General features: G+C 39.9%; 17 protein-coding genes. 11 read left to right on the top strand and 6 right to left on the bottom strand.

Annotation, left to right across the window (positions count from 1 at the left end):
* Window positions 1-180 precede the first annotated feature (180 nt).
* The 5 genes from H6G41_RS14990 (at window position 181) to H6G41_RS14970 (ending at window position 7,017) form a co-directional block, all read left to right on the top strand.
* Window positions 181-1,305, top strand: coding sequence for an aldo/keto reductase (locus tag H6G41_RS14990; RefSeq protein ID WP_190746981.1), 1,125 nt, complete (start codon window positions 181-183; stop codon window positions 1,303-1,305).
* 57 nt (window positions 1,306-1,362) lie between these two features.
* Window positions 1,363-1,974 carry a Uma2 family endonuclease gene (locus H6G41_RS14985; RefSeq protein WP_190746980.1) on the top strand — a complete coding sequence of 204 codons (612 nt, stop codon included), beginning with the start codon at window positions 1,363-1,365 and terminating at the stop codon, window positions 1,972-1,974.
* 735 nt (window positions 1,975-2,709) lie between these two features.
* On the top strand, window positions 2,710-5,241 hold the full coding sequence (locus H6G41_RS14980) for a U32 family peptidase (RefSeq protein WP_190746979.1): 2,532 nt from the start codon (window positions 2,710-2,712) through the stop codon (window positions 5,239-5,241).
* Window positions 5,242-5,471: 230 nt separating this feature from the next.
* Window positions 5,472-6,233: a class I SAM-dependent methyltransferase gene (locus tag H6G41_RS14975; protein ID WP_190746978.1), complete on the top strand. Its 762-nt coding sequence runs from the start codon at window positions 5,472-5,474 to the stop codon at window positions 6,231-6,233.
* Between the two features lie 238 nt (window positions 6,234-6,471).
* A complete protein-coding gene (locus H6G41_RS14970) occupies window positions 6,472-7,017 on the top strand; it encodes a hypothetical protein (protein ID WP_242037935.1) in 546 nt (181 codons plus the stop codon).
* 84 nt (window positions 7,018-7,101) lie between these two features.
* Here H6G41_RS14970 and H6G41_RS14965 read toward each other — a convergent pair whose 3' ends face one another.
* The 4 genes from H6G41_RS14965 to H6G41_RS14950 all read right to left on the bottom strand — a co-directional run bounded on the left by H6G41_RS14965 (window position 7,102) and on the right by H6G41_RS14950 (window position 13,844).
* A complete protein-coding gene (locus tag H6G41_RS14965; protein ID WP_242037934.1) occupies window positions 7,102-8,025 on the bottom strand; it encodes an SGNH/GDSL hydrolase family protein in 924 nt (307 codons plus the stop codon).
* A gap of 355 nt (window positions 8,026-8,380) precedes the next feature.
* On the bottom strand, window positions 8,381-9,904 hold the full coding sequence (locus H6G41_RS14960) for a pyruvate kinase (protein ID WP_242037933.1): 1,524 nt from the start codon (window positions 9,902-9,904) through the stop codon (window positions 8,381-8,383).
* A gap of 789 nt (window positions 9,905-10,693) precedes the next feature.
* Complete coding sequence (locus tag H6G41_RS14955; RefSeq protein WP_190746976.1) at window positions 10,694-12,337, bottom strand: acetolactate synthase large subunit; 1,644 nt, start codon at window positions 12,335-12,337, stop codon at window positions 10,694-10,696.
* Window positions 12,338-12,476: 139 nt separating this feature from the next.
* Window positions 12,477-13,844, bottom strand: coding sequence for an NAD-dependent succinate-semialdehyde dehydrogenase (locus H6G41_RS14950; protein ID WP_190746975.1), 1,368 nt, complete (start codon window positions 13,842-13,844; stop codon window positions 12,477-12,479).
* Window positions 13,845-14,529: 685 nt separating this feature from the next.
* Here H6G41_RS14950 and H6G41_RS14945 point away from each other — a divergent pair.
* The 4 genes from H6G41_RS14945 (at window position 14,530) to H6G41_RS35765 (ending at window position 19,494) form a co-directional block, all read left to right on the top strand.
* Window positions 14,530-15,012: a nucleotide exchange factor GrpE gene (locus H6G41_RS14945; protein WP_190746974.1), complete on the top strand. Its 483-nt coding sequence runs from the start codon at window positions 14,530-14,532 to the stop codon at window positions 15,010-15,012.
* Window positions 15,013-15,051: 39 nt separating this feature from the next.
* Entirely contained in the window at window positions 15,052-15,825 is a 774-nt protein-coding gene (locus tag H6G41_RS14940) for an ABC transporter permease (RefSeq protein ID WP_190746973.1), read from the top strand.
* Between the two features lie 124 nt (window positions 15,826-15,949).
* Window positions 15,950-16,837: an ABC transporter ATP-binding protein gene (locus H6G41_RS14935; RefSeq protein ID WP_190746972.1), complete on the top strand. Its 888-nt coding sequence runs from the start codon at window positions 15,950-15,952 to the stop codon at window positions 16,835-16,837.
* 701 nt (window positions 16,838-17,538) lie between these two features.
* A complete protein-coding gene (locus H6G41_RS35765; RefSeq protein WP_190746971.1) occupies window positions 17,539-19,494 on the top strand; it encodes a choice-of-anchor Q domain-containing protein in 1,956 nt (651 codons plus the stop codon).
* A gap of 207 nt (window positions 19,495-19,701) precedes the next feature.
* Here the strand turns inward: H6G41_RS35765 and H6G41_RS14925 are convergent, their stop codons facing one another.
* Window positions 19,702-19,875, bottom strand: coding sequence for a hypothetical protein (locus H6G41_RS14925; protein ID WP_190746970.1), 174 nt, complete (start codon window positions 19,873-19,875; stop codon window positions 19,702-19,704).
* A 17-nt stretch (window positions 19,876-19,892) separates the two neighbouring features.
* Here H6G41_RS14925 and H6G41_RS14920 point away from each other — a divergent pair, with 17 nt between their 5' ends.
* Complete coding sequence (locus tag H6G41_RS14920; protein WP_190746969.1) at window positions 19,893-20,570, top strand: phosphoribosyltransferase; 678 nt, start codon at window positions 19,893-19,895, stop codon at window positions 20,568-20,570.
* Between the two features lie 149 nt (window positions 20,571-20,719).
* Here the strand turns inward: H6G41_RS14920 and msrB are convergent, their stop codons facing one another.
* Window positions 20,720-21,223 (bottom strand): peptide-methionine (R)-S-oxide reductase MsrB, encoded by a 504-nt coding sequence (gene msrB, locus H6G41_RS14915; RefSeq protein ID WP_190746968.1) that lies wholly within the window; start codon window positions 21,221-21,223, stop codon window positions 20,720-20,722.
* Between the two features lie 423 nt (window positions 21,224-21,646).
* On the opposite strand from msrB, the gene H6G41_RS14910 reads away from it, so the two are divergent.
* Window positions 21,647-25,501, top strand: coding sequence for an AAA family ATPase (locus tag H6G41_RS14910; protein ID WP_190746967.1), 3,855 nt, complete (start codon window positions 21,647-21,649; stop codon window positions 25,499-25,501).
* Window positions 25,502-25,601 lie beyond the last annotated feature (100 nt).

The raw sequence follows: 25,601 nt of genomic DNA, 5'->3' as shown, positions 1-25,601 counted from the left end.
GTGTTAATTGCTAAACCAAAAACAATCAACAAATTAAACAATAAACAACTAGGAAGAAGAAGTAAAGAAAAGCACACAATTTCTTTATTTTTTCTTCTTATGAGTCAATAGTCAGTGGTCAATGGTCAATAATTAACTAACAACTAACAACTGACAACTGACAACTGACAACTAACCTTTATGCAATATCGACGCTTTGGCAAAACTAATTTAAATTTGTCTGTTTTTTCTTTGGGAACAATGCGCTATTTAGCTGATGCTGAAAATGCCCATAAAACTATTGAAAAAGCCTTGGCGTTAGGTATTAATCATATTGAAACGGCTAGAGGTTACGGCAAAAGTGAGGAGTTTTTTGGTAAAGCACTCCAAGCTGGGTTGTCTGTACCCCGTTCCCAACTTTATATCACTACTAAAATTCCGCCGACAGTCGATGCTGATACGATGCGTCGCTATATTGATGAATCCCTAGAAAAATTGCAGCTAGATTATCTCGATTGTTTGGGAATTCATGGTTTAAATACTTGGGAACATCTCGAATTAGTGCAAGTTGGTTGTATCCAAGCTGTACAGGAAGCGATCGCCGATGGTAAGGTGCGATATGTGGGGTTTTCTACTCACGGATCGTTAGATTTAATTCAGGCGGCAATAAATACAAATTTATTTGAATTTGTCAATCTGCATTATTACTATTTTTTTCAACGCCACGCACCAGCAATTCAATTAGCTGCTGAGAAAGATATGGGGATTTTTATAATTTCTCCAGCAGATAAAGGGGGAAGACTGTACACACCACCCCAAAGCTTAAAAGATTTGTGCGCACCATTTTCACCCTTAGAGTTAAATTATCGGTTTTTATTAAGCGATCGCCGCATTACTACCTTAAGTGTAGGGCCAGCCAACCCAGAAGAATTAATTGCACCTTTGCAAGTTGCTGATAAGGTTGATGAATTAACACCAGCAGAAATTGCAGTTTTTGAACGGTTAGCAAATCAACAGCAAATTGCTTTAGGAACCGAGAAATGTAGCCAGTGCTATGCTTGTTTACCTTGCCCAGAAAATATTAATATTCCTGAAGTATTGCGGTTACGAAATTTAGCAGTAGCTTACGACATGACAGACTATGCTAAATATCGCTATGGCATGTTTGAAAATGCCGGTCATTGGTTCCCCGGAATGAAAGGGAATCGTTGTACAGAATGTGGAGATTGTTTACCCAGATGTCCTGAAGAGTTAGATATTCCCGCTTTGTTGGAAGATAGCCATGAGAGACTAAATGGCAAAGCTGGCAGGAGATTGTGGGGTTAACCACGTTAGACTGTTCGTTACATGCAATGTTAAATGCGATCGCTATTCCCGAAAATTATGCCAGTCACACAACAGCGATACTACACCCCAGAGGAATACTTAGAGTTAGAGGAAGCTGCTGACTACAAAAGCGAATATATTGATGGGCAAATAATTCCAATGGTTGGTGGTACATTAAATCACAATCAAATAGCGCTCAACTTAAGTACTGATTTAAATTTTGCTTTCAAAAAACAACACTACCGAGTGTACATGGGTGATGTTCGTTTGTGGATTGCACAAAAGCGTACTTACACATATCCAGATGTGATGATTCTGGCAGATGAACCAGAATATTTCAACAATCGTCTAGATATAATTGTGAATCCACAGGTGATTGTAGAGGTTTTATCCAAATCAACCAAAGCCTACGATCGCCAAGGTAAATTTGAGGCTTACCGAACAATTCCCACATTTAAAGAATATTTATTAATCGACCAAAATCGGATTTATGTAGAACAATTTTCTAAGACGGGTAAGAAACAATGGGCGCTGCGTGAATATGATGCAGAAGATAATGCGATCGTACTTGTAACCGTACCTTTTGAAATTTCCTTGCAAGATTTATATAACAAAGTGCAGTTTGAGCTTGTAGAGTCGGAAGCCGATAGCGACGATGTAGAGGGATAAGTGAACGCGACAGATTGCTTTACCTCTCGAAAATAGTTAATTACTTTCTTTTTTACAGCAGTTTTCACCTATTTAAACCACATCTGTCGTAGGGGCACGGCACCGACAATCTGTTGGTACATACAATAATTTTACTAGTGCCGTGCCCCTACTAGTGCCGTGCCCCTACAGCGTGGTCTATTTACCTGAAAATAGCTGTAATTTTAAAATTAAGAAGTTTTGGTAATGTACAGCAGATTGCCAGTTGATGAGGTACAGATTATCTTTAATTGTAGGGGCACTGGCATTGCCATGCCCTGAAGTGGGTACATCATTTACCTGAAATATGCTGTATCTAAAATCAATTCATTTTTAATAGTGTAGGCAATTTTCTTGCTTGTTTCAGGAAGTTTAAATCACTTGTCGTACTTCTGTCTATATTTTTGAATAGCAAATTTAAGTTTTCCTTTCAGTAATGGCGGATTTTGCATTACTGACATAAACAAATCTCTGTCACGATCGCTTAACACTAAACTTTTAGATTTTTTTAACATAGTTAATTTATGGATTCAGCGTATTTATCCTTAGTTAACACTGTATACAAAGTATTTATTTTTAGCATCACATCGTGTTTTTATCCTCTCTAATGAAAAATTAAATTGTGATGGAGTAGATAACGATCGCACTTTTTACCCCACAATCCCTAACTAACTTCGATAAAATCACTATGGTGCTACTTAAACCTTTCCTAGCCTGATGAAAAGCGATCGCCCTCTGACTCCTCAACCCAACTCACTCACCCTCAAACGTCCGGAACTACTCGCACCAGCAGGTAACTGGGAGTGCGCCAAAGCTGCTGTGGAAAATGGAGCAGATGCAATTTACTTTGGTTTGGATCGGTTCAACGCCAGAATGCGCGCGGAAAATTTTACTGAGGCGGATTTACCTCAATTAATGGCTTTTCTTCACCTGCGAGGAGTGAAGGGATATGTCACAGTTAATACATTAATTTTTCCCCAAGAACTACCAGAAATAGAGCAATATCTCCGCTCAATTATTGCTGCTGGTGTGGATGCAGTCATTGTGCAAGATGTCGGATTGTGTCGTCTGATTCGTCACCTATCGCCTGATTTTCCCATCCATGCTTCTACGCAGATGACTATCACCAGCGCGGCTGGGGTGGATTTTGCTAAATCTCTCGGTTGTCATTTGGTGGTGCTAGCTCGTGAATGTTCTCTGAAGGAAATCAACAAAATTCAGCAGCAAATCCAGCAAAATCAGGCTTCTTTACCTTTAGAAGTATTTGTTCACGGTGCTTTGTGTGTGGCTTATTCCGGTCAGTGCTTGACGAGTGAAGCTTTAGGTGGACGTTCTGCGAATCGGGGTGAATGTGCCCAAGCTTGCAGAATGCCATACGAGTTAATCGCTGATGGAGAAAGTGTTAATTTAGGCGATCGCAAATATCTTCTCAGCCCCCAAGACTTAGCCGGGTTAGATGTTCTCCCTGATTTGGTGAATTCAGGGGTAACTTCTCTCAAAATTGAAGGTCGGCTGAAAACACCAGAGTATGTTGCTAATGTTACTCGTGTTTATCGGGAAGCTTTGGATCGGGTGATGGGAGAAGGGGACGCAGGGAAAAGGCGAGAAGAGGAACTTTATAACTTAGAAATGGCTTTTTCTCGTGGGATTTACACGGGTTGGTTTGGGGGAATTAATAATCAAGAATTGGTACATGGGCGCTTTGGGAAGAAGCGCGGGGTGTATTTGGGGGAAGTGATTCGCATTAGTCATGAACAGGTAGCAATTAGATTAGAAGCGCCTGTGAAACCTGGGGATGGAATTGTCTTTGATTGCGGTCATCCAGAGGCGAAAGAAGAAGGTGGACGAGTTTACGCAGTTACCCAGAAAAGAAGGGAGACATTGCTGACATTTGGTCGCAGTGACTTAAATTTTAGGCGAGTGCATGTAGGCGATCGCGTTTGGAAAACTAGCGATCCAGAACTGGATAAGCAACTACGCCAAAGTTTTGCAGGCGAAAATCCCCAATTTCAGCGCCCCATTGACTTCGAGATTTATGGCGAAGTCGATGGATTGTTAACTGCGATCGCCCGCGATAAACAAGGTCATGTCGTCCAGGTAGACTCTACAATATCTCTGGTAGAAGCACATACCAAACCCTTAACTACAGAACGTTTACAAGAACAATTTGGTCGTCTGGGTAATACTCCCTTCTGTTTAGGAAACCTCACCAATCACCTTAATGGTGCGGTAATGATACCCGTGAGTGAGTTAAACAGAATGCGGCGCGATATCGTATCTCAGTTATCAGAGTTACGCAGTCAACCCCAACGTTGGGAACTACGTTCAGACGTTTCTTTCAAAGATTTACTCCCCCCATCTCCCCGTATCTCCCCGTCTTCCTCTCCCTCACTCATCGTTTTAGTCCGCAACCTCAAGCAACTCCAAGCCGCACTTAAAGCTGGAATCCCTACGCTGTACTGTGAATTTGAAGACCCCCGTTTTTATGGGGAAGCAGTGCAGATGGTGCGACAAGGACAAACTATTGCTAATCAAACTATCTGGGTTGCACCTCCGCGAATTACCAAACCTGGGGAAAATTGGATTTTGCAACAGGTGCGTGATTGTAATGCAGATGGCTATTTGGTGCGGAATTACGATCAGCTACAATTCTTTGCAGCAGAACGCTGTATTAGTGATTTTTCCCTCAATGTGGCTAACGCTTTAACCGCAGACTACTTTCAGGGGCGCTATAGTTTGGAAAGGTTAACCGCATCCTACGATTTAAATATTAGTCAACTCGAAGATTTGCTGACTAGTTGTCCGCCCCAGTGGTTGGAAGTGACAATCCATCAGCACATGCCGATGTTCCACATGGAGCATTGTGTATTTTGTGCTTTCCTTTCTAACGGGACAGATTACACTAACTGTGGCAGACCCTGTGAAAAACAGGAAGTAAAATTGCGCGATCGCGTTGGTAGTGAACATGTCCTGAAAGCAGATGTTGGTTGTCGCAATACTGTATTTAACGGCACAGCCCAAACCGGAGCCGAGTACGTACAGCGTCTAAGAGATATTGGATTACAGCACTTCCGTATCGAGTTTGTGAATGAAACACCGGAGCAGGTGAGTAAAACCATACATTGCTACCAGCAGCTACTGCAAGGTGAAATTACAGGTTCCCAACTTTGGCGAGAATTAAAATTGCAAAATCAGCTAGGCGTAACTCGCGGGCCGATGGGAGTATCTGGGCTAGGGGTTAGGGGCTAGAGGTTTTCTCGTGAATGGCTAATTTGCAACAACAATGTGACACCGCTTACCGCAAGGAACTGAAGTTCCTTGCTAATACTCAAAGTCATCTCCAGATGACTAAATATCCTCAAATCTTCAGTCTACTTCAGTAGGGGCGGGTTCACAGATATGCTCCAATAATTCACGACTATCTTGCTTAACCCGCCCGTACAACAGTCATCAGTCAACAGTCATCAATCAACAGCTATATGTCTAATAATTGGAATACTACTCTTTATCAAGATAAACATGCCTTCGTATGGCAATATGGTGAGGACTTATTACAACTACTAAACCCCCAGTCTGGAGAGTTAATTTTAGATCTCGGTTGTGGAACGGGACAACTCACAGAAAAAATTGCTCAAGCTGGCGCTGCGGTAATGGGAATTGATAACGCCGCAACGATGATTGAGAAGGCGAGACAAAACTATCCCCATATCCAGTTTGATGTTGCGGATGCGACGAACTTTCAAGTAGCACAACCATGTGATGCTGTATTTTCTAACGCTGTTTTACATTGGGTGAAACCAGCAGAAACAGCGATCGCATCGATACACCAAGCACTCAAACCTGGCGGAAGATTTGTGGCTGAATTTGGCGGTAAAGGGAATGTAAAAGCGATCGCCACAGCTTTAGAAAATGCGATCGCTTCTTTGGGAATTCCCGAACCAAAAACACGCAATCCTTGGTACTATCCCAGCATTGGCGAATATGCTACCCTCCTAGAACAGCAAGGATTTGATGTCATCTATGCCAATTTGCGCGATCGCCCCACTCCCCTAGCAGACAAAGCAGCAGGTTTAGCCAACTGGATTGACATGTTTGCTGGTGCATTTTTTGTTGACTTGTCTGCTGAACAAAAAGCACAAGTAATTCGTCAAGTCGAACAACAACTAAAGCCAAGTCTCTATCAAGATGAAACTTGGATAGCAGACTATCGACGTATTCGCATTCTTGCAATCAAACTTTAGAGAAAAATCCTAGATGAAAATATGGCATAATCAGAACATATTGACATTCAATTATGTCTTATTACTTACAGCTATTTACCCTAGATTGAACCATAAGTATTGCTAGAAATTATTTATGCCTTAGTTCATAAAATAAGTTTGATTTTTCAGCGTTGAAGTGCTGACTATAAACTTGCCAATCCTTAATCTAGATAAATGCAAATCTCTGTAAAGCAAAATAAATCGGTCGTGCAAACTAATGAAAATTATGTTTACTCAACAAAATTCTGGTCGAAAAACATCGCTACCACTATTAGTAACTATCAGCCTAGCAATAATTTCTCTGCTACCAATCCGACCTTCACTAGGAGAAAATAATGCTCTACCGCAGGCTTCTGATGCACCTTTAGAACTTAGCTTGTTAACAAAACCAAATAACTCTGTAATTACAGCCTCTACTATTAGCCAGAGAAATTTGACCATTCCTAGCTTATGGCGCGCACAAAATAGTGCTGAGAACAAGTTATTAGATAATTGGATAGCATATCCAGCTTCTCAGGACGAACCTGCACGGGTAGATTTAATAGTGAACCAGCAAATATGGAGTTTATTAGATTATCTAGAACGTTACGACTTTATTAATCGTTTGGGTACTTCTGCCAGAAGGGATAATTATAATATTCGCGTGTTTAATTATCAGCAAGAACTCTTAGGAACTTACACTTGTAACTTTCAGGTAAGTCCGGTTTCGTGTAATATCAATATGCCTTCACAAAATAAGTTAGGTTGGCGACGTTCTTTTTAAAATTATTAACATAGGATTTTTTAGGGGAATTCCAAAAATAAATTATCCCAAATTGTAGGGGTGAGATCAACCCACCCCTAAAAGTTAAAGCCTTGGTAAGTTAATTATTGCTTTTAACGCTGCATCAGCCAAGATTCTGTGAGCCGCAGTTGTGGGATGAATCCCGTCCCAAAATAAAAACTGATCTGGATTTTTACAGCTAGTAATATTAGATAAACAAGAACTAGTCACATTTGTAAATCCAAATTTAGCTGGATAGGAAATTGCTTCTCGATAAAGGTGATTAGTATCGAGTTGGATGATATTCTTATGAAAACCTAATTTTTTTTGGAGTGAATCAATAGATTTACTCAGCTCTAAATTATGCTGATTTGTAATGAAGCTCAGGTTACTAGCATTTGCGGTATTGTAAGTGGCTGGTATTTTACCCAAATCAGGTAAATTCGCTACTAAAATTGTGTTTACTCCGGCTGTTAATAATGACTCTACTGCATTGGAGATATTAGCGATCGCAGAATTAGTATTCGTTGCTCCAAAAAGATAGTCATTGGCTCCAGCCCAAAGAATATACAGCGCATTTGGGTTTACCTGGGGTAGGGATTTTGTATAACTATTGACTTGCGCTAATGTTCCCGGAATACCGTTCAGACTACTGCTAACAGTAGTTGCACCACCAAGGGCAAAATTCATATTTTTGGTTTGATTCAATCCTAACTTAGAGCTAAGATGTTCTACCCAAACCGGCCCGTTAGAATAACGCCCTTGAAAATAAGGAGGACTAGGAGGATAAACTCCGTTTGTGGCTTTGAATATATTACCTGTATCAGAAAGACTATCCCCAAAAACATAGATTTCATTGATGTTCTCATGAGAAAGACTTTGAGAACTTTGGGTAGAAGCTGCAAGTATAACCATAATAAAAGTTAAAAGAGCCAGTGCTACTGCAAAAATCTTTTTTTTCACGCAGAAAGTTCTGATGTAAGGCTGTTCAATTTTATTTTTTGACAATATTTACCTCCGGAATATAGAGACGCGAGTCAGCGCCTCTCTACATTCCGGAGTTCGATAATTCCTTACTTATAGTTGAGGGAGCTTATATTTAAATTGCTCCCAAATATAACTACCTGATACCGCGATGGTAATGCTTTTTCTTGGTTCTAGGTGTCAGTGTTTTAGCTGCTGACTTCTCAAATATAACAAGGCAAACTTCACTTCTCTGGAGTATTAACCGTACTTTTTGCGGATGGTTATACTAGTTCACTTGGGAGTACAAGCTTAATGTCTTGGTTACTTGTTTTGTCCAGAAATCAAGATTTTTACACAGAAAACAGTAGCGATCGCTCTTTAATTCACCTGTGATTACTTACCATGAATTTAAAGCACGCAGCTGGGGTGTCTTTTTTTGTTGATGGGCTTCCATTCTGGTTAACACATCATCCAAAATTGTCACCGCCTCGGCAATAAACGGGCCCTTGTTTAACATTACACATTCAGCCCGTTCTGCCATTGCCGCATCAGTAATTTCTGCCCGTGAGGGAATGCCTTTTTTCACAAGTTTTTCTAAAACCTGTGTAGCCCAAATTACAGGAACATGAGCCGCTTCACACAACCAGAGAATTTCTTCTTGGATTTCCGCTAACCTTTGATAGCCAATTTCAATCGCTAAATCTCCTCTGGCAATCATAATCCCAAAGGGCTGTTTGCCTGCTGCTTGCACAATTAGTTCTGGGAGATTGCGCACAGCTTGGGGCGTTTCAATTTTAGCGACAATTGCTGGAGGTTTATTTGGTCTTCTGCGTTCTAACTCCCATTGCAAACGCTCAATATCTGCTGCTTGTTGCACAAAGGAGTAACCCACAATATCTGCATGAACTGCGACAAAATCCAAATCTTGCAAGTCTTTCTCTGTGAGGGGATTGAGAAGTAAATCAGTATCAGGAAAGTTTAGACCCTTTTCGTGAGGAATTTTGTTACCCTTTAAGTCCGCATAGGTAATACGTAACATGACGCCTTCAGGCTTAATAGATTCTACCTTGGCACCTAGACTACCATCATCAATCCAAACAGTAGCACCAACTTTTAATTGTTCTAGAACTTCAGGAATAGAACAGTTTGCTTGGAAACCGTCTGAGGAAATTGTGGTAGGTAAATTACCTGTCAACAGTATCGTCTCTCCCCGATATAAACGCTTAGGAGAATTCGGCGCGATCGCCATACCAATGCGCGGTTTGGGGCCTGCTAAGTCCATCAGCACTTTACAAGGATATCCTCTTTCTCTCGCCGCTACGCGCACATTAGCAATCATAGCTGACCATTCAGTAGCAGAATCGTGAGCGCAGTTGATCCGCACGCAATCACATCCACGCAAAAGTAAATTCCGCACTAATCCATAATTGCTAGCTGCTACGGTTGGTAAGGTAACCATAATTCTTACCCGGCGTTGTTCGGGTTTGTTTCCGAATAATTCATCTGTATTTTGTTGAAGCAAGCGATCGCCTGCAAAAAATTCCTCAAGTGATGGACGTGGAGGTAAGGAATGAGGATCGGCTTGACAAATAGCTCCCAAAGTTGCGATCGCTGCATCTAAATTGGGCAATACTCTAGATTCAATTCGTCCTAAGGAAGACAAACCCCAAGGCATCAAAGCTGCTTGCACTGGTCGCAGATCGTGTCGCCTTAGTGCTAAGTAATAGGCCAGATTTTTGCTACTGCTGAGAAAAGTTGACCTCTCGATCTGCGATCGCCACTGCTGAAAAATTTTCTCTCCTTCTTCTTTTACTATCTGACGCAACTGTTGCAGCGTATTCAGCAATGTTTGAGCATCTGATACTTCCATACTTGAGTAATTATCTACAACTTTGCTATTTTTCTCTAACTTAAACATCATGCTTTACCTTTTAAAAGATATTTGCTCTTGTAATCAATAGAACATTGATTATCAATTAAATATTTAAGTTGATTGTGATCAGAATCACTATTTTACAAGGTTATTTTAATATATTAAATCTATGTTGCTTAATGTTTTATTAATCCAAATTTAACCATTAGTTAATATTAGCAAGCTATGTAAAGTCAGTATTTTTAGATAATTCACATAGCAATCCTATTTAATTTGTCACCTGGAGTAGGAGATAGCAAAATCTAGCGTAGTTCAGATAAACGATGTACGCGCTTTTAGACAAATTATCTCTACCTCACCAACTTACAATCTGTTGTCAGTGTTTTTCTCCCTATTTCTTCATTTTTATCCAAATTAATGATTGTTTTATATATCTTGTAGAGTAAAAAAATATTTTATCTAGCTTCAGCTAGAAGACTCCCGCTACATTGCGAGACTCAATTAGCGGGAGAGGAGGTCAATTCCTGAAATATAGGTAGCTGGAGAGTGGACTGGGCTTCCCTACACTACGTTTCGGTTGCAATGACAAATTTTACTTGCGTAAGTCTTAAAAATATTTGATAATAAATTTACAAAATTCGGTATATTAAATTTTGATTCCTATCCAGCTAAATAATTTTTAATTTAGTATCTGGCAAAAATCTAGCAACTAACTGCATATCAAAATAATTGTATAGTCAAAAAATGTAATTAGCCGTAAGGGTACGGCATCAATAAAATTAGTTGATCTTCCCCAAGATTGGGATTGCTGCACCCTTACTTATCGCTGTTAACTGATTACAACGAACAACTCAATTCACCAGCTTTTTGAGTAAAGCGGCGATTTTCACGATAGTCTACAGGACAATCGATAACCGCAGGTACATCTTGCGCTAGGGCTTCTTTAAGTACAGGAATTAAATCAATAGCAGATTCAACTCTATAACCTTTTAAACCCATACTTTCAGCTAATTTAACAAAATCAGGATTACCAAATCTGACAAAAGCTGACTGTCCCGGCCCAAAATGATTTTCTTGCTTCCACTCAATTAATCCATAGCCACCATCATTAAAAATTAAGGTGACAAAAGGAGTACCAACACGCAAAGCTGTTTCTAATTCCTGACAGTTCATCATAAAACCGCCATCACCAGTTACAGCTACAATTTTGCGATTCGGATAGACGAGTTTTGCAGCTAAAGCGCCAGGAATCGCAATTCCCATTGCAGCAAAGCCATTAGAAATAATACAAGTATTGGGGCTATGACAATGATAATGGCGAGCCATCCACATTTTATGCGCCCCGACATCAGAGATGACAACATCATCTGGCCCCATCACTTGGCGCAAGTCATAAATTAACTTTTGCGGTTTGATGGGAAAACCATCATCATGGGCATGTTCTTCGTAATCTGCACGGATATTTGCGCGTAAACTGATAGCGTAGGGATTGGGTTTTCCTTGTCTATCTGCTAACTTTAAAATTTCCATTAATGAATCGGAAATATCACCGATTACTTCAGCATAGGGAATATAACTGCTATCAATTTCTGCTGCACTTAGACCAATATGAATAACGGGAATTTTGCCGTCAGGATTCCATTTCTTCGGAGAAAATTCGATTAAATCGTAGCCAATAGCAATTACTAAATCGGTGTTATCAAAGCCACAAGTAATAAAATCTCGCTGTTGCAATCCTACTGACCATAGGGCTAAGTTATGGGTATAAGGAATTACGCCTTTACCCATAAAAGTATTAGCTACAGGAATATTCAATTGAGTAGCAAATTGAGTAACAGCATCACTAGCTTGGGCACGAATCGCCCCATTACCTACTAAAATTAAAGGATTTACTGCTTGGGAAATTGCGGCTGCGGCGGCGCGAATACTCGCAAAAGATGCATAAGTTTTTTCAATTTTATCCTTATGTAAGGGCTTGCCTTCTACAGACATAGCCGCAATATTTTCTGGTAAATCTATGTGTACTGCACCAGGTTTTTCAGATTGCGATCGCTTAAAGGCTTTGCGCACAACTTCTGGTGTAATACTAGGGCGAACAATTTGTTTATTCCATTTAGTAACCGGGGCAAACATTGCCACCAAATCCAAATATTGGTGGGATTCAATGTGCATTCTATCCGTTCCCACTTGTCCGGTAATAGCGACTAAAGGCGCACCATCAAGGTTAGCATCAGCAACCCCAGTCATCAAATTTGTCGCTCCAGGGCCAAGAGTAGAAAGACATACGCCAGCTTTCCCCGTCAAACGTCCATAAACATCAGCCATGAAAGCTGCGCCTTGTTCGTGACGGGTAGTAATAAATTTAATGGAAGATTTTTTTAAGGCTTCTAAAACATGCAAATTTTCTTCACCAGGAAGACCAAAAACGTATTCTACACCTTCATTTTCTAAACACTGTACTAATAAATCTGCTGTATTCATTTGATTTCCTCTATTTTTTCATTCTTACAAAGTTCTGCTCGCCGGAAGCCGGCGCTCAGACTTTGCGCTTAGTCATTGGTCATTAGTCATTAGTCATTTGTTCTTTGACCAATGCCCAATGCCCAATGCCCTAGATTAACTACTTAACCCACACTGTTTTAACATTGACAAACTCATGTATCCCCTGGATACTCAATTCTCTGCCATACCCAGAACGTTTTATACCGCCAAAAGGTAAGCGGGGGTCGGATTTCACCATACCGTTGATAAATACGGCACCAGCTTCGATTTCTTCAACTAGGCGATCGCATTCTTGGTCGTTGGTTGTCCAAGCACTAGCGCCTAAGCCAAAGGGTATAGAATTAGCGAGTTTAATGGCTGCATCAATATCGGGGACACGGAATAGTAAAGCTACTGGCCCGAAAAATTCTTCTTGGGCGATCGCACTATCTTGAGGAATATCCGCGATCATCGTCGGTGCATAGTAATTACCAGGACGATCGGATATTGCATGTCCACCGGTGAGGACTTTCCCACCGCTTTTGACAGCAGCTTGCACTTGTTGGTCTAAATCCTGGAGAATACCGGGAGTTGCCAAGGGGCCTAAGTCAGTGTCTAGTTGCATGGGATCGCCAACTTTTAAGGCCAGGAATTTATCTAACAACAGTTTTTCAAATTTATCAGCGATCGCTTCTGCCACAATGAAACGTTTCGCTGCTATACAAGATTGCCCGTTATTTAACATTCGTGCTGTAGTTGCTGTGACAACTGCTGCTGTTAAATCAGCGCTCTCTAACACGATGAAGGGATCGCTTCCACCTAATTCCAGAACTGTCTTTTTAATTTGCTTTCCCGCCGCTACCGCTAAAGATATCCCTGCGGGTTCACTTCCTGTTAAGGTAGCCGCTTTAACTCTGTCATCAGCCATGAGATCGGCAACTTTCGCAGCCCCGATTAACAGAGTTTGAAACACACCACTAGGAAAACCTGCACGTAAAAATATATCTTCAATTGCTAAGGCGCATTGGGGTACATTAGAAGCGTGTTTCAGTAAACCTACATTACCTGCCATCAATGCCGGCGCAGCAAAGCGAAACACTTGCCAAAAGGGGAAATTCCACGGCATGACAGCCAGAATTACACCTAAAGGTTGGTAGCGAACAAAACTTTTGCTAGCATCGGTTTTTACGGCTACATCAGCCAGAAAACTAGCAGCGTGTTCGGCGTAGTAGCGACAGACAAGGGCGCATTTTTCGGCTTCTGCGATCGCAGCTTTCAAAGTCTTACCCATTTCTAGAGTCATCACTTTAGCAAATTCTGCCTTCTCTTGCTCTAAAATATCGGCAGCTTTTTGCAGCCATTGCGATCGTTGTTGAAAACTAGTCTTACGGTAATGCTCAAAAGCCTGACCTGCTAAATCCAGCTTAGCGGCGATTTCAGTATCACTTAGCGACTCAAAGGTTTTGAGCGTCTCCCCAGTGGCGGGATTAATGGTGGCGATAGCCATTACCTGACCTCCCGTTCAAAAATAACTTAAGTAGCTTTTGAGTGTTACACAGATAAGTTGTGGAAGCTACCACCCAAATTGTAGTCTTTTCATCAAGAATTCGTGGATTAATATTACGATTTCAAAATAAAAATAGAAATAAACTATACAATATGTTCTGTATTTGTACTTGAAAAAGCAAAGGGCAGCACTACCCTGTGGGTTCTGCTACTCTACGAGAAGGGCTACTCTGCGAGAACCTCCAACGCAGTACGACAAGCTCAGTGACTAGGCAAATGGCACCAGGAAAGACAAAGAATTTTGTTGTGAAGATAGTCCTCTGCTATTTACTACATCAGTAGTAAAGTTTGTTGATGGAAGTCGGTGGGGAACTCCATTCTCTTATGGGTGGAGTTTTTTAGTTATATATATGGGTAACGCCCTTGTAAATCTATCGGTGATGCAAACGATACCTTCGGTAAAGCTTCACTAACACAGTTAATCTTTTGCGTCGAAATGGTTATTCTGCCATCACAATTGCTCAAAGATTTATTTCTATGATATTGACAAACTCTTATCCCTTGTGGGACGAAACAGCCCTGCTTCAAGGGTGGGGAGTGTGTCAGAGAAGCGATCGCTCATATCTCAGAGATATGCAAAATTTAGTGTGGAATTAGATTAACATAAAAAAAATCTTGCCAAAAACATGATTAAAAACCATAAAAAATTCAAATTAAACGAGGGAGAAAGGGAGCATGTTTTACAAGAGATTAGCTCTCTTTTAAAAATCAAATTTGCTTTAAAACAAACTATTCACCAACAACAACAGCAAGCCCATGCCGAATCGGAAGAACTTTTTTTAGAACTCATAGAATTCTTTGATGCTTTAGAATTCTTGCACAACTACATGAGCGAAAATCTAGAGTCTTTAAATCCATCTGGGCAGCATTTACTCGCAACTATTGCTAATATTGAAAATCAGCTTCTCCAGATACTACAAAAGCAAGCAGTTCAACTTATAGATTTTCAGGAGAATCAGCCCGATTTCCGCTATTGTAAAGTCGTAGATATTGAAGTTCGTAACGATTTAGAAAATCAAACAATTACAAAAATTATCCGCCGTGGTTTTAGTATGGGTGATAAAATTCTCAGGCCTGTTGAGGTAATTGTTTCTAAAATTCAAGAATAATTATTTTAAATATAAACTTAAGTAAGGAAGATATATTTAATGAAATATTGGCGGGAAATTATAGCGGTTACTCAGCGGATTTTAATTGAACTATTACGCCGCAGACGCAGCTTAATTTTTTGGAGTATTTTTCCGATTTCAGTATTACTTCTCAGTGGCTTTATCTTAGCAGAACGGGCACAATTACCAATAAATACGGCTTTTGAATATGCTGCACCCTCAACTTTGGTAGGAGCAGCAATGTTTTTTAGCTGTTTAGGTGGTAGTGTCGCTACTGTAGTTGCAGAAAGAGAACAGCAAACTCTCAAACGCTTGTTTCTTTCTCCCTTAAGCGGGATTTCCTATTTTTTAGGAATTTTTCTAGCTCATAGTTGCATTGCTGTAGGACAGACAATTTTAATTTATACTATTGCTGCCTTTTGGGGTGCGACTTTTAAGGGATCTATTTTATTAGGCTTGATAATTATTTTTATGACGATTATTGCGTATGTTGGCTTAGGTTTCATTTTAGGCACACAATTAGCACGGCGAATTGAAGATGTTAATTCACTCATCGCCGCTTTTGGCGTACCTTTGTTAATTCTTGGCGGAGCATTCTTACCTGCTGCTCTTTTCCCACCAACTTTAATAGATATTGCTAAATTTAATCCCATTTATCACATGAATGAAGCTTTTGTAGCAGTTTCAGCTAAAGGTGAGTCAATTAGAGAAATTTCTGCACATTTTTGGTTTTTACTGATTTTTTCTATAATCATGCTTGTTTGTGGATGGTTATCTTATCGCCGCATGTTAATTATAGAAAGGCGTTTATGAAATAATATATTTAGTTTTTTATATATTACCCAATGCCCAACTCCCTGATGGCTGAATCTCGACTGCGCTCGATTTCAGCGAAGCCAATGCCCAATGCCCAATGCCCCATGCCCATTTATAATATATGCTGAAAATTCAAAACGTAAATAAATCCTATGGTAATAGACAAGTTCTGAAAAATTTGAACTTGCAAATAAATCCTGGAGAAGTTTATGGCTTAATAGGTGCCAATGGATCGGGTAAGACAACTACCATTAATATTATTTGTAATTTACTGAAAGCTGATAGTGGTGAAATTATAATTGATCGGCAATCAGTTACAGAAGCCACAAAAAAAATTATCGGTGTTGCACCGCAAGATAATTTACTTTATAAAAGTCTATCTTGTGCAGAGAATCTAAAATTTTTCGCTGATATTTATGGGTTAGATAAAAAAGAACGTCAGCAACGCATCTTAGATACCTTAGCATCTGTCAATTTATTAGAGAGAGCAAAATACCCGGTAGAAACTCTCAGCGGTGGGATGCAAAGACGGTTAAATATAGCAGTGGCTTTAGTACATCAGCCACAGCTAGTGATTCTTGATGAACCGACAACAGGGTTAGATATTGAAGCGAGATATGAAATCTGGGAGTTAATTCGCCAACTGAAAAATCAAGGAATTACAGTTTTACTGACAACTCACCTATTAGAGGAAGCTGAACGCCTTTGTCAGCGGATTGGCGTTTTAAAAAACGGTCAGATAATAGCTGAGGGTAGTTTAGCAGAGTTAAGCAGATTAATTCCCGCCCAAGAAATAATATTAGTGCAAACTGAATCTGAAGCAGAAGCGATCACCAGAGCTAAAGAATATGGTTTTACTCATAGGCGTTATGGTAATGATTTAGCTTTTTGGTTACCAGAACCTTTGGAATTAAAAGAAATTATTGCCCGTTTTGAAGGTATAGCTATCAATTCAATCGCCCGTCAGCCTGTAAGTCTAGAGCATATTTATCTAGAATTGATGCAGTAAAATCAGCAATATTAATTGCCGAAAATAGGATTTTTTGGTCAATTATCCTATTTTATAGCCTGTATGCGGAATTACCATCGATGATGGCAGTTTAATTTTAATAAACGTTTATTTTATGTTAGTATCCGTTTAAGCATGGCCGAGCAAACTCATCAATAATTTTTTTGCTAAATCCAGATTTTTTATCTTGTAAATCTCTTAAATCAGGGTTTTTATTAACATAATGCTTACTTGCAAACTAATACTTGAGTAGGTTTGTAATTACTTATCAATATCAAATCGAACTAATAAAATTTCAAATATTTTTTTTATAAAGGTTGCATAAAGATGACAAATTGTGTAACATCTGTCTAAGTAAATTCGTCCGGGCAACTCAACTTGGTTAAGTTACCAATGTAACTAATATCTAAGTAAAATTGCCATAGCGAATAAAGTTTGGCTGAAGTTATAAAGTGTACATGAACATAATGCTGTTGATTCAATAGAATCCAAACAGTGATTAATTGATGCATCTCTAAAAAAGAGAAAAATTTGGCTGATATTGCCAGTTATTTCTCAATATCAAATTGAATGAACTCTGAAAAAAACATCACAACAGGGTGCTCTGAATCCCATCATCTCGACTAATGAAGAATCACAAAAGTGGTGATTCTAGGCAAAAGTCGGACTGAAAACGTTATTTAATTTAGGGAATTCAAAGCATGACAATTATTAAAGTGACCACATCTGCTGATAGCGGCGCAGGTTCTTTACGCAATGCGATCGCCTCTGCAAAAACAGGAGACACCATCCAATTTTCCGCTTCACTTGCCAATAAAGTCATTAAACTCACAAGTGGAGAACTGAACATTACCAAGAATCTGACAATTGATGCATCGGGAGCAGCAAATTTAAAGATTAGCGGTAATGGTGCAAAAAGAGTACTAAATATTGCCAGACATATCGATGCTAAGGTAAAAAACCTAACGATTGCTGATGGTTATACAACTGATGCTGGTGGTGGTATTAAAGTTGGTCAATACGGTTCCCTCATCGTAGAAAACTGTAGATTCAATAACAATCGTGGAGGTAAAGGCGGAGCCATCTTTGTTGGTTACAGCGCTAAAGCTACAGTACTTAACAGCAGCTTTGACAAAAACGATGGTACTGTCACCAACTCTGGACATAGCAGTGGAGCGATTTCTACCTACGGTTCTGGCGAGTTGACTGTCAAAAATAGCCAATTCACCAACAATAAGGGAGTCAATGGCGGCGCAATTTATAGTCTGCTGGGTGGGTTAACTGTAGAAAACTCAGTCTTCCGCAATAACAGTTCAGCAGGTGATATTGGTGGCGGTGCAATCTTTACTGATGGTGCAAATCCAGTCGGCTCTGGTTCTTCTGTCGGCGGTAAAATCGCTATTCGTGGTAGCCGATTTGAAAACAATCAAACCAAGGGAGAAGGTGGCGCACTCTTTCTCTATGGTTATGGAAAAGACAAAATTCTTCTGGAAAACAGTACCGTTGTTGGTAACACCGCTAACGTGAGTGCTAAAGGTGTGGCGCGAGGTGGTGGGTTGCGAGGTAATAGCGCTTTGACAATTCGCAACGTCACCTTTGCCAATAACACCGCAGAGAAACAAGGAGGTGCTTTGTGGTTAGACGGTGGCTCAGAGAAGAATATCATCAATAGCACTTTTTCTGGGAATAAGGTCAATCGAGATGCTGGTGGGGCAATGTTTGTGAATACTGACAAATCCACCCCCGTCAACATCATTAATTCTACTATCGTCAATAACTCCGCCGGAAGAGCCTCTGGAGCAATTTGGACTGGATGGGCAAACAACCCCATAACGCTGACTAACTCAATTGTTGCTAATAACAAAGCTGGCGATAAATCACAACAACAAGTTAACTATCAATTACGAGATGGTGGTAGAAATATTGAATTTCCCGCTACTTCACGAGGTAGCAGAGTTGTAGCGGGTAGTCAGATTGTCGATCCTCTACTTGGCCCTTTACAAAAAATTGGTAATTCTTTATTGCATCCCCTTCTAGCCGGTAGCCCTGCCATTAATACTGGTAAGACAGGTAGTAGTATCCCCACAATTGATGCAAGAGGAATATCGCGAGATTTCAAACCAGATATTGGCGCTTTTGAGATAGCTTCGCAGACAAATGTAGCAGCTATGAGCATTGACATGTCTGGCCCGAATTTATTACGCGGTACTCGCGGTAACGACACTATCAATGGCAGTTCTACTAACAATATTCTCCAAGGTGGTGACGGTCACGACATCCTTAAAGGCGGTGCTAGTAACGATATCCTTCAAGGTGGTGAAGGTAACGATGTCTTGATAGGTGGTAAAGGTGCCGATATTTTAAGTGGCGTAGGCGGTAGCGACCGATTTGTCTATAACAGTTTTTCCGAAGGAGGCGATAAAATTCAACATTTTGAAGCTGCAAAAGACAAAATCGATTTACGCAAAATTATTGATGGTGCCAATTTTGTTAGTTCTAATCCTTACAAGGCATTTATCAAAAAACAACAGGTTGGTTCTCATACAGTTGTTAGCATTGACCCTGATGGTAACCGCAGCGCTAATCAATTCCAACCGTTGCTGACATTGACTAACTTTAACAGCAGTAATCTGACCGAGAAAAATTTCCTTCTTTAGAAACCCTGGGCGGGAAAACCCGCCCCTACAAATACACTTGTTTTATATGTTAGGGCTGCGTAATATAAGAAGAAAGAGAGAAAATAAAGTTGAGAGCATTCATTAACTTTTTTTCAAAGTCATCAGCAAGGTGTCGTCAATACTCACAAGTTTCTCTGTGTGTAATCGGCAAATAGGGTAATGGTAATTCAGGCAGTATTTAACAGCCTACAGTAGGATATATATTCTCAAAATTTGATAGATAATCACAATTACTGTGCAGTAATTACCAGAAAAATTGGCAGCGCGATCGCTAGCTGCTATCGCTAACGATCGCGCATAGAGAGTAGATTCGGCAGCCTTCTGTATGTTCCACAGAATTAAGCGATGCGTCGCTCTCACCTGATGGAGGTAAAGTTATGTCTATCAAGTTCCGTACCCGGACTGAAGCTGGTAAGTTTTTAGCTAGAGAACTGACAGCCTATGCTGATTGTGAAGATTTGTTGGTTTTAGGTTTGCCTCGTGGTGGTGTACCAGTCGCGTATGAAGTAGCAAAGGCATTAGATGCGCCATTAGACATCTGTTTAGTGAGAAAAATTGGCGTACCCGGTCATCAAGAGTTAGCAATGGGTGCTATTACATCGGGAGGTATTCGCGTTTTAAATTACGATGTTATTAGTTCGTTGGCTATTACTGAGCAAACAATTAACAAAGTTACAGCTGATGAATGGCAAGAATTACAGCGCCGCGATCGCGTTTATCGTGGCGATCGCCCACCATTAAATGTCAAAAACCGCACTGTAATTTTAGTGGATGACGGTATTGCTACTGGCTCAACTATGCGAGCTGCTATTGCTTTATTAAAACAGCAACAGCCTCGCCGGATTGTCGTTGCAATTCCCGTTGCTCCTCCAGAGACTTGCGACAAACTCAGCGAACAAGTAGAAGAAGTCGTGTGTTTAAAAATGCCAGAGCAGATGTATGCGGTCGGGGTTTGGTATGAAGATTTCTCCCAAACTACCGATGAAGAAGTACGCTATCTACTTGCCACGCGATCGCATCTCACAACTACTTTGAGTCAACCATCTACTAGCTAACTTGAAAATAGGGGCTAGGAGCTAGAGACTAGGGGCTAGGGGAAAGAGATTTTCATGTTTGGTTGTGAGTTTTTCCCATGAGGGGCTAATTTGAAAATGGGTATTGGGCATGGCACTGCCATGCCCTCTAGAATATATTGATGTGCCGCTTAGCTGGCAATGAACTTTAAAGCTGCACCATTCATACAGTAGCGCTTACCAGTAGGTGCAGGGCCGTCGTTAAAAACATGGCCTAAGTGCCCGCCACAACGATGACAATGGACTTCAACCCTCGTCATAAAAAACGACTTGTCTACCGATGTGGCGATCGCTCCTTCAATAGGTGCATAAAAACTAGGCCAGCCCGTACCACTATTAAATTTTGTTTCTGAGGAAAATAGCGGTAAATCACACCCAGCACAGAGGTAAGTTCCTTGAGCATATTGCTTATCCAAAGGACTAGTACCAGCACGTTCAGTTCCATGCTTACGCAATACATGAAACTGTTCTGCTGTCAATGCCTTGCGCCATTCTTCTTCAGTTTTGGTGATTTCAAATTCATTTTTTGCTGCTGTCATAACTTCTGATTTCCTAGTGAAATATTGTGATAAAAATGCTGTGCTAACAATTACTGTACTAGTTTCTAAAAAATATCGCCGGGTTTGGTGGGTCATTGGTCATTAGTCAGTTGTCAGTTATCGGTTCTTTTCCTCATACCCTCATCTATTGCTGATGGGTGGGGATTTTTACCTTGCTCATTTGCTATTTTGAGCGATCGCAGTGAATTAGCCCTGATAGCAAGATGAAAATCTTCTAAGAATTATAAAACTTACCCAAATCACGCACTCAGTCAGTTGACTTCAAAATTTTCGCCTTTAAAAGGCAGATAGCACAAGGGAAGCATGAAGCAATGTCTCAATGCCTTATGCCCCATGCCCAAGAACTCCACCCACAAAGGGGTTAGTTTTTTATCTATTTCCGCATTTGTTTGTCTAAAAATTTACATTATAAATGGTCTCTCGGTTTAGCTTCTGGGAATACTCAATTGTAAGCATCCTTGATGAAAAATTGTTGCGAGCGAGCTACCAGAGATGACTATGGATAATTTAGATTTAGCGCTGAGAATGGAAGGATATCAAGTTGTTAAACAAATCTACTTTAGTTCTAAAACTATTGTCTATAAAGCTATTCGAGAAATAGATAGACAAGCTGTAATCATTAAATACTTACAACGCGATTACCCATCCTTTAGTGAATTATTGCAGTTCCGCAATCAGTATACAATTACCAAAAATCTTAATTTACCAGGTATTATTCAACCCTATAGTCTGGAAATATATCTCAATAGCTATGCGCTAATAATGGAAGACTTTGGAGGCATTTCACTAGAAGAATATACTCAAAGAAAACCAATAAAAATAAATGAATTTTTAGCGATCGCCCTTCAGTTAGCTGACATTCTCAACGGATTATATCAGCATCGAGTCATCCACAAAGATATTAAACCTGCAAACATTATCATTCATCCAGATACCAAGCAAATTAAACTAATTGACTTTAGTATTGCTTCTTTATTACCCAGAGAAAACCAAGAAATTAAAAATCCACAAATATTAGAAGGTACTCTTGCTTACCTATCCCCAGAGCAAACTGGAAGAATGAACCGGGGTATTGATTATCGCAGTGATTTTTATTCTTTAGGAGTGACTTTTTTTGAATTACTTACAGGTCAACTTCCCTTCCAATGTTCCGATCCAATGGAACTAATTCACTGTCACATTGCGAAGCAAGCACCATTTTTGGGGAACAGGAAAGAGATTCCTCAAGTAATTTCCCAAATAGTGATGAAGTTGATGGCGAAAAATGCTGAAGACCGCTATCAGAGTGCATTAGGACTAAAATATGATTTAGAAATTTGCCTACTTCAATACCAAGAAACGGGAGCGATAGACGATTTTGAATTAGGACAGCGTGATGTGTGCGATCGCTTCCTCATTCCCGAAAAACTTTATGGTCGAGAAACTGAAGTTACTAGCCTTCTCCAAGCTTTTGATCGCGTCAGTAATGGTAGTACAGAAATCATGCTTGTAGCGGGTTTTTCTGGTATTGGTAAAACAGCAGTGGTGAACGAAGTCCACAAGCCAATTGTACGCCAGAAAGGTTACTTCATCAAAGGTAAATTCGACCAGTATCAGCGTAATATTCCTTTTTCTGCATTTGTTTTGGCATTACGCGAATTGATGTCACAACTACTAACAGAAACAGATGCTCAGCTTCAGCAATGGCAAACAAAAATTCTCTCGGCTTTGGGTGAAAACGGACAGGTAATTATTGAAGTAATTCCAGAACTCGAACAAATTATTGGTACGCAACCTGTGGCTGTAGAACTGACTGGAAGTGCAGCCCAAAATCGCTTTAATTTGCTGTTTCAGAAGTTCATTCAGGTATTTACTACCCCAGAACATCCCCTAGTCATTTTTCTGGATGATTTGCAATGGGCAGACTCGGAATCACTACAGCTAATGCAAATGCTGATTAGTGAAGCAGAAACAGGCTATTTGTTGCTGATAGGTGCCTATCGAAATAATGAAGTATCCCCTGCTCATCCACTGATGTTGTTATTGAATGATATCGGTAAAACTGGGTCAATAATTAACACAATTACCCTAAATTCCCTGAAGTTATCCGACCTGAATGATTTAATTGCTGATACCTTAAGTTGTCCTGCATCATTAGCAGTGCCATTAACTGAATTAGTCTATCGAAAAACTCAAGGTAATCCCTTTTTCGCTACGCAATTGCTCAAAGCATTATATGAAGAAGGATATATTAACTTTGATAGCAAAAAAGGTTATTGGCAAGGGGATATTGTGCAAATTCAAGCACTGACTCTTACCGATGATGTAGTCGAATTTATGGCACTTCAGTTGCAAAAATTACCCAGCGCTACCCAATCGATTTTGAAACTGGCTGCTTGCATTGGCAACACTTTTGATTTAGCAAATCTGGCTATTGTTTATGAAAAATCTTTAGCTGAAACTGCTGTAGATTTGTGGAAAGCGCTGCAAGAAGGATTAATTTTACCAACTAGTGAAGTTTATAAGTTTTTTCAAGAGGAATCAGCAACTAAAAACCAAAATTCAGGAGAATTTTTAGGTTTAAATTCTCATACCTGTGTTTACAAATTTTTGCACGATCGCGTCCAACAAGCGGCCTATACTCTTATTCCTGAAGAACAAAAACAAGCTACTCACCTAAAAATTGGACAACTACTACTGCATAATACAACCCCTGCTCAGCAAGAGGAGAAAGTTTTTGAAATTGTTAACCAATTAAATATTGGTAAAAATCTCCTCACAGAGGAAACACAGCAAATTGAACTTGCTCAACTGAATCTCAAAGCTGGACGCAAAGCTAGAGCCGCTACAGCATACAAAGCAGCGCTTAAACTTTTCCTAACTGGTATCGGCTTGTTGTCACACAGTTCTTGGCAAACACAGTACAAACTAACTTTAGCGCTTTATGAAGCGGCTACTGAAGCTGCTTATTTAAGCGGGAATCTAGAGCAGATGACACAATTCGCCACAGTAATTTTAGAACAGGCTCAGTGTTTATTAGATAAAGTTAAAGTTTATGAAATTAGAATTCAAGCAGCTCAAGCCCAACATCAATTTCTTAAAGCGGTGGAGATTGCTTTAGACATTTTGGCATGTTTAGGCATTAGTTTTCCTCAACAACCTAGCCCATCGGATATTGGTCAGGCTTGTGCGGTGACACAGACAATTTTGGCAGGTAGAGAACCATTAGATTTAATTGCTCTACCCTTGATGCAGGAACCGGAAAAGGTAGCTGCTATTAGGATTCTCGCTGGTGTTTCGTCTTCTGCTTATGTTGCTACACCAAATCTCTTGCCATTTATAATTCTGGAACAAGTAAATTTATCAGTTAAGTATGGAAATATTTCCTACTCAGCCAATGGTTATGCCTACTATGGACTGATGTTATGTGGGGTGATGGGCGAAATTGAACGCGGCTATCAGTTTGGACAGTTAGCACATTTGGTGCTGGAACAACTGAATGCCAAAGAAATGATCGCTAGAGCTTATGTAGGTGTTCACTGTAGCGTGTGGCATTGGAAAGAACCACTGAGAAATACTTTACCATTTCTCAGAAAAGGCTATCAAAGTGGGCTGGAAACCGGAGATTTAGAATCGGCAACTATTTGTGCATTTGTTTATGTGATGCATTCTTGGTTTATCGGTAAAGAATTAAATGATTTAAGCGTTGAAAGTGCGGCTTTTTATGTACAATTAACACAACTAAAACAGGAAGGGCTTCTCAGTCATTTAACGATTTTTCAGCAAGCAATTTTAAATTTGATTAGTGATTCTCCGCAAGCATGGGAATTAATTGGAGATGCCTTTAATCAAGAACAAATGCTGCCGAAAATAGAGCAGGCAGGGGATCAGACAGCGCTATGTTATTTCTATACAAGCAGACTTTTACTGTGTTATTGGTTTGGTCAATTTGAATTAGCAGTAGCAGCCGCGATCGCTATCGAAAAATACTTGGGTGGGGCAACAGGATTATTTTTGGTGCCACTGTTTCACACCTATGATTCTTTAGCACATTTGGCAATTTATTCTCAAGTTTCTCAAGCAGAAAAAGAAAATATTCAGCAACGGGTAATTGCCAACCAAGAAAAGCTAAAAAATTGGGCAGAGCATGTCCCAGGCAACCATTTGCATAAATATTATTTAGTGGAAGCAGAATGGCAAAGAACTCTTGATAATAAAGCAGAAGCAATTAAATATTACGATTTGGCGATTGCTTTTGCACAAGAAAATCAGTATTTTAATGAAGAAGCTTTAGCCAATGAACTTGCCGCCCGATTTTACTTGGCATGGAACAAACAGCGACTCGCGCAAGATTATTTGTTGCAAGCTTATTAGGTTCTTCAGTAGCTATTATGCCAAATTATTAGTTATAGCACTCATATAAACACAAAAAAAGCATCTTTATTTTGCCAAAAGCCTTATATGTATTGACATC

Origin of the sequence: Tolypothrix sp. FACHB-123 (assembly GCF_014697075.1) — a bacterium.
Classification (GTDB): Bacteria; Cyanobacteriota; Cyanobacteriia; order Cyanobacteriales; family Nostocaceae; genus Aulosira.
Note: the sequence above shows the minus strand (reverse complement) of the source record. Positions and strands in the feature narration are given on the sequence as shown.

Coding starts and splice junctions, on each gene's coding strand:
- H6G41_RS14990 (WP_190746981.1), top strand. CDS start 181: ATGCAATATCGACGCTTTGGCAAAACTAATTTAAATTTGTCTGTTTTT.
- H6G41_RS14985 (WP_190746980.1), top strand. CDS start 1,363: ATGCCAGTCACACAACAGCGATACTACACCCCAGAGGAATACTTAGAG.
- H6G41_RS14980 (WP_190746979.1), top strand. CDS start 2,710: ATGAAAAGCGATCGCCCTCTGACTCCTCAACCCAACTCACTCACCCTC.
- H6G41_RS14975 (WP_190746978.1), top strand. CDS start 5,472: ATGTCTAATAATTGGAATACTACTCTTTATCAAGATAAACATGCCTTC.
- H6G41_RS14970 (WP_242037935.1), top strand. CDS start 6,472: ATGAAAATTATGTTTACTCAACAAAATTCTGGTCGAAAAACATCGCTA.
- H6G41_RS14960 (WP_242037933.1), bottom strand. CDS start 9,904: ATGATGTTTAAGTTAGAGAAAAATAGCAAAGTTGTAGATAATTACTCA.
- H6G41_RS14955 (WP_190746976.1), bottom strand. CDS start 12,337: ATGAATACAGCAGATTTATTAGTACAGTGTTTAGAAAATGAAGGTGTA.
- H6G41_RS14950 (WP_190746975.1), bottom strand. CDS start 13,844: ATGGCTATCGCCACCATTAATCCCGCCACTGGGGAGACGCTCAAAACC.
- H6G41_RS14945 (WP_190746974.1), top strand. CDS start 14,530: ATGATTAAAAACCATAAAAAATTCAAATTAAACGAGGGAGAAAGGGAG.
- H6G41_RS14940 (WP_190746973.1), top strand. CDS start 15,052: ATGAAATATTGGCGGGAAATTATAGCGGTTACTCAGCGGATTTTAATT.
- H6G41_RS14935 (WP_190746972.1), top strand. CDS start 15,950: ATGCTGAAAATTCAAAACGTAAATAAATCCTATGGTAATAGACAAGTT.
- H6G41_RS35765 (WP_190746971.1), top strand. CDS start 17,539: ATGACAATTATTAAAGTGACCACATCTGCTGATAGCGGCGCAGGTTCT.
- H6G41_RS14920 (WP_190746969.1), top strand. CDS start 19,893: ATGTCTATCAAGTTCCGTACCCGGACTGAAGCTGGTAAGTTTTTAGCT.
- msrB (WP_190746968.1), bottom strand. CDS start 21,223: ATGACCCACCAAACCCGGCGATATTTTTTAGAAACTAGTACAGTAATT.
- H6G41_RS14910 (WP_190746967.1), top strand. CDS start 21,647: ATGGATAATTTAGATTTAGCGCTGAGAATGGAAGGATATCAAGTTGTT.